Annotated in this window: 7 protein-coding genes; 1 reads left to right on the top strand and 6 read right to left on the bottom strand. The window is 69.0% G+C overall.

The features are described 5' to 3' along the window. Positions 1 to 139: 139 nt before the first annotated feature. Positions 140 to 1,141: a trypsin-like serine protease gene (locus AB0389_RS31815; RefSeq protein WP_366398992.1), complete on the bottom strand. Its 1,002-nt coding sequence runs from the start codon at positions 1,139 to 1,141 to the stop codon at positions 140 to 142. 714 nt (positions 1,142 to 1,855) lie between these two features. Between AB0389_RS31815 and AB0389_RS31810 the strand changes: the two genes are divergently transcribed. Continuing rightward, the gene (locus tag AB0389_RS31810) at positions 1,856 to 2,824 is read left to right on the top strand and encodes a hypothetical protein (RefSeq protein ID WP_366398991.1); all 969 of its coding nucleotides are present in this window, start codon (positions 1,856 to 1,858) and stop codon (positions 2,822 to 2,824) included. Between the two features lie 88 nt (positions 2,825 to 2,912). Here AB0389_RS31810 and AB0389_RS31805 read toward each other — a convergent pair whose 3' ends face one another. The 5 genes from AB0389_RS31805 to AB0389_RS31785 form a co-directional block, all read right to left on the bottom strand. After that, positions 2,913 to 4,196 carry a protein-L-isoaspartate(D-aspartate) O-methyltransferase gene (locus AB0389_RS31805; protein WP_366398990.1) on the bottom strand — a complete coding sequence of 428 codons (1,284 nt, stop codon included), beginning with the start codon at positions 4,194 to 4,196 and terminating at the stop codon, positions 2,913 to 2,915. A 51-nt stretch (positions 4,197 to 4,247) separates the two neighbouring features. After that, positions 4,248 to 4,394 (bottom strand): hypothetical protein, encoded by a 147-nt coding sequence (locus AB0389_RS31800; protein WP_366398989.1) that lies wholly within the window; start codon positions 4,392 to 4,394, stop codon positions 4,248 to 4,250. Positions 4,395 to 4,583: 189 nt separating this feature from the next. Next, on the bottom strand, positions 4,584 to 5,423 hold the full coding sequence (locus AB0389_RS31795; RefSeq protein ID WP_366398988.1) for a helix-turn-helix transcriptional regulator: 840 nt from the start codon (positions 5,421 to 5,423) through the stop codon (positions 4,584 to 4,586). Continuing rightward, positions 5,420 to 5,956: a DUF6879 family protein gene (locus tag AB0389_RS31790; protein WP_366398987.1), complete on the bottom strand. Its 537-nt coding sequence runs from the start codon at positions 5,954 to 5,956 to the stop codon at positions 5,420 to 5,422. The genes AB0389_RS31795 and AB0389_RS31790 overlap by 4 nt, the downstream gene beginning before the upstream one ends. A 5-nt stretch (positions 5,957 to 5,961) precedes the next feature. Then, positions 5,962 to 6,171, bottom strand: a complete 210-nt coding sequence (locus AB0389_RS31785; RefSeq protein ID WP_366398986.1) for a hypothetical protein — start codon at positions 6,169 to 6,171, stop codon at positions 5,962 to 5,964. Between the last annotated feature and the right edge of the window lie 242 nt (positions 6,172 to 6,413).

The raw sequence follows: 6,413 nt of genomic DNA, 5'->3' as shown, positions 1-6,413 counted from the left end.
TCGGGGCCCGGGGGGGTGACTTGGCGGCGGGTGTGGGGGGTCTCGTGTCGTTCTTGATGGCTATCAGCGGGGAGTTCGCTACGTCGGGGTAGATGGGGGGGGGGCGGGGCCGTCCCCGCCCTTGTGCCCTCCTCCGCCCTCACTCCCGGCGGAGAATCTCCATGGCCAGCGCTTCGGCGTGCCGCCATGTCCCCGCCGTGGCCAGGACCTCGCCACTGTTGAACACCGAGTCCTCGCCACTCGTCGCCCGGTCGTACAGCGCCTTCACGTCCCGGCCGAAGTAGGGGCTGTACGACACGTCGTCCGTGTCACCGCCGGTCTTCCAGCCGCCTATCACCCCGATGATCCCCCACCCGGACACCCGCTTGACGAGGAAGGGACCGCCGGAGGACCCGCCCGAGTAGGCATCGCACTCGATCCGGAGGAAGGACCCCGGAATGCCGGGCGTAGGGCTGTCGAACCGTTCCGTTCTGTCGGTGCAGTCGAGCGGATGCGACTGGTTGGCCGGATAGCCGACGAGACGTACGGGACTGTGCGCGTAACCGGCGTCGGTCATCAAGTCCGCGCCGCCGACGACGTCTTGGACGTTCTTTCCGTCGCGCGGCTCCAGCTGCACGAAATTGAAATCCAGCGTGGCGGCGGCGTCGCGGCCTTTGGTCAGATACCGCTTGTCGAGGAAAACGCCGCCGGGCTTGACCGCGAAGGAGCCGTAAGGCTTCTTCCCGTCGTCGTACTGCGGAACGAAGGCGAGGTTCGGCCGGGCGGAAGTTCCGTCGAAACAGTGGGCCGCGCTCATGACGAGATTCTTCCCCGGACTGTTGACCACGGTCCCGCCGCAGAAGTGCCCCGACCCCTTCGCGTCGCTCCAGAAGAACGTCCCCACGATCGGCAGCCCCTCGGACGGCCGACTGGGTGACCCGGCCCCCTCGCCCCCTTCGCCGTCGTCCCCGGCCCGCTCCGTACCACCGGCCCGGACGGGCTGGGCGGCCCGCATACGGGAGGCGGTCCAGTAACGGTCAGTGGAGTCGGTGGACGGCGACGGGGAGTGAGAGCGGGGCGGGGTGGCGTGGGCGGCCGGGAACGGCAGAAAGAGGAACAGAGCACCACCCATGAGCAAGGCCGGTGTCCTGACGTTTCGCATGGCTGACGTCTCCTGTGAGTCCCTGCGGTGCAATACGCGGTGCAATACGCCGAGCGGTGCACGATCCTACGGCTGTGACGGGCCGGGAAGAAGGGATTGATGGCCAAAATCACGCTCGGAGACGACGCTGGGGGAGCGGTCTCTCGAAGGGGGACGGAAATCGATACATGTGACTTCGGTCAGCCGCGCTCAGGTGGTGCGTGGTGCTTACCCAAAGAGATCGTAAATCACCGCTGCTGATCTGTCCGGCCCGGAGCCGCCGTGGGGATGGAGCCGCTGTGGGGACGGCGCGACTGTGGGGACGGCGCGGAGCAACCAGAGGTTTCCGCAGACGTTTCCCGCCGTCCCGGAAGGGCGGCCCGATGGCCGCCCGGCGGCCTGATGGGCGATGGTCCGGGGAGCAGGTCCGGGTGCACTCGGAAGCGGTGCTCGGATGCCCAACTAGGCCTGCACACTGGTGTGTTACCGTCCATCCGGGGTGTGTTTCCTTCGCGGCGACATAGGCGAACAGAAGCTTCGGCAGCGTGTCTTGTCCTGGTTCGGAAGCGTCCTTCTGGTGTCCGAGTCATTCTCGGACACCCACTTCGAGCCATGATCGATGCCAGGGGGCGCCCTATGCGTGAGACATCCGGACGTGCTGAGCGGTCGGGCGCTACGAGACGGGGACCGGCCGATCGCCCCGGTGTCGCCCGCTCACGCTCGCAGGAGTCGATGATGCCGGCGCACCTTGCGGGCGTCCTGGCGCTCCAGCGTCTGGTCGGCAATGCCGCGACGACGCAGGCCCTCACGGTGCAGCGCTCCGGGCAGGATCAGTATTACGACCCGAATCTTGCCTATGGGTATTCGGTGGACTATTCCGGTGGCTATTCCGGTGGCTATTCCGGTGGCTATTCTGCGGGCACTTCGGGAGGCACTTCGGGAGGCGCTTCCGGAGGCTCTTCCGGAAGAAGGGGACGGCGCAGCGAAGAGGATTTGGCCTATGGCTCGGACCACAGGTCTCCGTCGCGCCCTGCCGATCGCTCGTTCAACGGATCCGTGGGCGGGGTGAACTTCTCCACCAGTAGCAATGGCCAGTTAATGGGGCAGATCTTCGATTTCATCGCCCAGGCGGAACCTCATTTCGCCCAGGAGCTTTCGTCTGCCGGCTCCATTACTGTGCGGCTCGGCCGCACGCAGGGAGGAACCCCCGGCGAATTCCGGGCGGGAAGTCGTAGGATCGTACTGAGTTCGCGCCTGGCGAGTGCCGAGCACCTCAGCGGGACCGCCATTTTCGAAATCCTCAACGCCGCGTCAGCGCCTCGCCTGGCTGCCCTGGAGGCAGAGGTGCTCAGCGGTCAACTTGACGGTCGGGCCACCCAGGCGGGGTGGCAACCCCACGAGTTCTTTGCGATGGAGGTGGAACGCATCGAGTATGACAACGGCATGAGGCACCGGGAGATCGTGACAGCCGCAGGCAGAGCGGCGACGGCCGCCAACCTGTTCCGCAATGAAGGCGATTTCAATGCCTACTACGAGCGTCAGGTGCAGAGCGGGCACACCGATAGTTACGAATTCCGTTACAACTTGTTGCGAGCGCAAGCGGCCACGGACGCGGCCCGCCGTCGCGACGAGCGGAGCCGGGGGGCATCCTCCTCGCACGGTTCTTCTCACAGGCGTCATCACGAGTCCCGCCGACGCAGGTAGAAGCCTTTCCGGCGCGTCGGCCGAGGCGTTCCGGACCGTTTCGCTGTCGCGCTTCCTCCCGGAAGCCGTCCGAAGGGCACGCCGCTCGTCACACCGGCCAGGACGCCGCGCCCGGCCGGTCCAGCCACGTCCGTTGCCCGTCCGCGTCGACCATCAGCCCGAACCGCTCGTATCCCGGCCGCCCTTCCCGCTCCCACCACCGGAACGCCGCCTCGACCTCCGTCCACAGCTCACGCGGCCCCGACTGGACGACCACGAACCCGTCCGCGCCCGGGACGAAATCGGCGGTGGCCCATGAGGCGGTGTCGGCGCTGTACAGCCAGAGCGTGTACGCGCCGCCCGCGCCACCCGGGCTGCCTCTTTCGTCCCCGTACCGCTCCCCGTACCGCTCCCCGTACCGCTCCCCGTACCGCTCCCCGTACCGCTCCCCGTACCGCTCCCCGTACCGCTCGGCCCGCCAGAACACCCCCGGCACCCGGAGCCCGATGACGAACTGGGCGAGCCAGCCGCCCGTCTCGGCGGGCGAGAGCGCGGTGGTGCTCCGTACGCCGTCGGCGGGCCAGGTCCGCCCCCGCAGGTACGCGGCGAACGGCGGCCGGGGCGCGCGCTGTTGACGCAGCCGCATGAAGGCGGACGAGCGCGTGAAGGACCCGGCGGCCACCCCGCCCTCGACGATCAGCCGGACGATCGCCTCGCCGCCGTATCCCGTTCCCCAGGGCGCGACGATGATCCCGCCGTCCTCCGTCTGCCGGACCCAGTCGTACGGCACGTCCCCGACCGAGCAGGTCGCGATGGTCCGGCTGTACGGGCCCCCGGCGCCGTGACCGAGCCGGCCGTCCCCGACCACGACGGTCGCCGCGAGCCCGGCCCGGCGCAGGTGCGCGACCGCCGTACGGGCGACCTGCGCGTCGTACTCGACACTGACGACGTTCCCGCCGCCCAGACGGTGGGCGAGCAGCGCGGCGTTCCAGCCGGTTCCCGTGCCGATCTCCAGGGCCCGGCCGCCGGGCCTTACGTGGGCGACGTCGAGGTCCGCGAGCATGGAGAACACCATGCGCGGCATGGAACTGGAGCTGGTGGGCGTGGTCCCGAGCCCGTCGCCCCGGTGCCGCCCGTCGTCCCACTGCGTCGTCAGGGGAACGTCGGAGTACACGGCGGCGCGCCAGGCTGCGGGGTCGTCGGCGCGGTCGACGAGCGCGGTCTGCCGCGTCCCGTCCGCGACACCCGGCCAGATCCTGTCCGGTACGAACAGCTCCCGGGGCACCGCCCCGAACGCGGGCAACCAGTCGGCCGTCAGCGCGCCCGCGTCCACGAGCGCGGAGGCGAGCCCCTGGGGGTCCCGGGGGCTCGCCTCTTCTGTGCGTGATGTCATCGCTGCCTCTGCCTCTGCCTCTGCCTCTGCCCCGGCCTCTGTGTCCCGCCGCTACTTGCCGGTCGCCGGGCCGGAACCGTCACTGCTGTTCCCGCCTTCGTCCGACCCGCCCCCACCGTGCTTGGCGCCGCTGTTGGAGTCGTCCTGCTGGCTCCCGCCCTGGCCGTCGCCGGTGCCGCCGCTGTGCTGTCCACCCATGTCGGTCTCCCTGTCGTGGAGGCGGATCGCAGGTGCGCTCCGCTGTCACCACGACGTTAGGGAGTACCGTCGGGCAGCCGCTTGGCGATTGCGTCGGATTGCGCCGAGGGGCGGGCGAGTTGGCGCGGTTTGCTCACGGGCGGTCGCTCACAGGCGGTTGCTCACGGGCGGTTGCTCACGGGCGGTCGCTCACGGCAGAGCCACCTGTGCGCGTGCCCGCACGACAAGGCGGTGCGCCTGGTGGCCGTAGACGGCCGACCCCTGGAGCAGGTGCCAGAGCTTCAGGTAGAACGCGACATCCTCCGGGGAGTCGAGCCACAGCTCCGCGTTCCAGGTGTCGGCGACCACCAGCCGCTCGTCGATGATCCAGAACCCGTGTTTCGGGGAGAACGGTGTACGGGCGCCGAACGGGATCACGCCCAGCGAGACCGTCTTCAGGCCGATCAGGCCGACCAGCCGGTCCAACTGCGCGGCCATGCCCGCCGGGTCGCACCGTGCGACGTGCAGGGCCGCTTCCCAGACGATCGCGTGGAAAGCGCGACCGGGTTGGTACAGGGCCTCCTGGCGTTTCATACGGGCCCGTACGCCGTCCTCGATATCTCTCGGAGTGCCGAGCCGGTCCGACACGTCGGTGAGGACGCTCCGGGCGTACTCGGGAGTCTGGAAGATGCCGGGGACGATGGCGGACTCGAAGAGATGAATCGTCTCGGCTTGCGATTCCTGGAGGACGTTGGCCTCCTGAACCGCGCGATGCCCCGCCGCGAGCCGCCGCTTCCAGCTGCGGTACGTCGTCTCCAGCCCGCGCAGCCGACTTCGCAGCTCACCGGCCGTACCGGGGGCCACCGCGCGCGCCCACGCCTCGACGTCGGCCTCGGTAGCGGTCTGTTTCCCGGTCTCCAACCGGCTGACCTTGGAACGCTGCCAGGCCAGCCGGTGGGCCATCTCCTTGCCGTTCAGCCCCGCCTCGGTACGCAGCTCCCGCAGCCGCGCACCGAGTGCCTCACGAGCCTGCTGAAAATCGGTGCTCACGCAAGCGAAGCTACCTCGGCCAGGAACTCTTCACGCCGGGTCGCGTAGTGCCAGGCAGCGTCCCTGAACCGGCAGTACCGCACGATGCGCGCCGGATCCTCGATCAGCTCGGAGCCGAGATATTCGTCTTCGTCGTCGAAGTGGAGCAGAAGCGCGCGGCGCGAGTCGAAGAGCCAGAAGTCATCCGCCGGCAGTGCGAGGGCCTCGGCCCGAGGGCGCCACATGTTCCGGATGTCCTCGCCCGCGGCGTTGTTGCCCGCCGCCGCGGCCAGCAGGAACAACTGCCCCTGCGTGGGCGGCCGGTCAACGAGACGGACCCGCTCGACGCGCTTGCCCAGGCTCGTCTGGACGCGGATGTTGGCAGCCCAGGGACGGTCGCTGTTGTCGGGCAGGGGTTCCCCGGCGACAAAGCACGCGTACTTCTCGCCGGCGCGGTCGGAGGCGTAGCCGCGCCGTGTCTCCAGTCGCCAGGCGGTGTGTTCGAAGCCGGTGAAGTAGTCACCGAAAGTGGCGTCATCAATGAACTGCGGCACGTGGACTACTCCTTGGGGGCGAAGCGGGTGAGCAGGTCACGGGGGACGACGACGAACGACTCGCCGTCGAGGACGTTGTCGAGCTGAGCGACGTCATCGGCGTCGACGAGGGTGTAGCCCTGGACGATGATGTCGCCGGTGTCGAGGTCCTCGTACAGCGTGGGGCACTTGCCGTCCTCGGAGGTCGTGCCGAGCAGCTTCAGCCTGCGGGCCATGTCCTGACTCCTTGTTGGTGAACGCGGTGAACGCGGTGAACGCGGTGAACGCGGTGAACGCGGTGAACGCGGCGTACTTGGTGAGTCGTCAGCCGTCAGCCATCAGGTTGCGGTGGATGGCGATGTCCGGCGCGGGAATTGCGCGGGATTGCGATACGGGGGCGGTGTGCGAGCGCATTGCCCGCAACCGGTGGGGAGAGCGACGCTCAGCCCTCAGTGGCGGCGCCACAGGGCCAGGACCA

This window comes from Streptomyces sp. NPDC093109, assembly GCF_040701725.1.
In the GTDB taxonomy this organism is placed as follows: Bacteria; Actinomycetota; Actinomycetes; order Streptomycetales; family Streptomycetaceae; genus Streptomyces.
Note: the sequence above shows the minus strand (reverse complement) of the source record. Positions and strands in the feature narration are given on the sequence as shown.